General features: G+C 38.7%; 1 pseudogene. It reads right to left on the bottom strand.

The annotated features are described in order from the left end of the window. Positions 1-126: 126 nt before the first annotated feature. Positions 127-292, bottom strand: a pseudogene (locus tag H5154_RS23340) (IS3 family transposase); the annotation flags it as partial.

Below are 292 nucleotides of genomic sequence, written 5' to 3'. Positions count from 1 at the left end.
CGGACATTAGTCACGTTATTTATTACAAACAACATTTCCTCGAAGAGTAATTGCGGGCAGGCAGTTTTTTGCACGGTTAAGTTTGATGACTTCAGCATTTATTTATAATGGGTGTCAATTTTGTTTTACGAACCCACTTACCCATTCTCTTGCTGCGCTTATATCTTCAAATGGCTTTTCTGGGTAGTCTGAGCGATATTTTAACGTTTTAAATAATGACTCCGAATAGGGATTATCATTACTCACTGACGGGCGACTAAACGACGGTACAATGCCTAATTCTTGCAAGGTA

The sequence above is a fragment of the Pseudoalteromonas sp. SR44-5 genome (assembly GCF_014163675.1).
GTDB classification, from domain to species: Bacteria; Pseudomonadota; Gammaproteobacteria; order Enterobacterales; family Alteromonadaceae; genus Pseudoalteromonas; species Pseudoalteromonas rhizosphaerae.
Note: the sequence above shows the minus strand (reverse complement) of the source record. Positions and strands in the feature narration are given on the sequence as shown.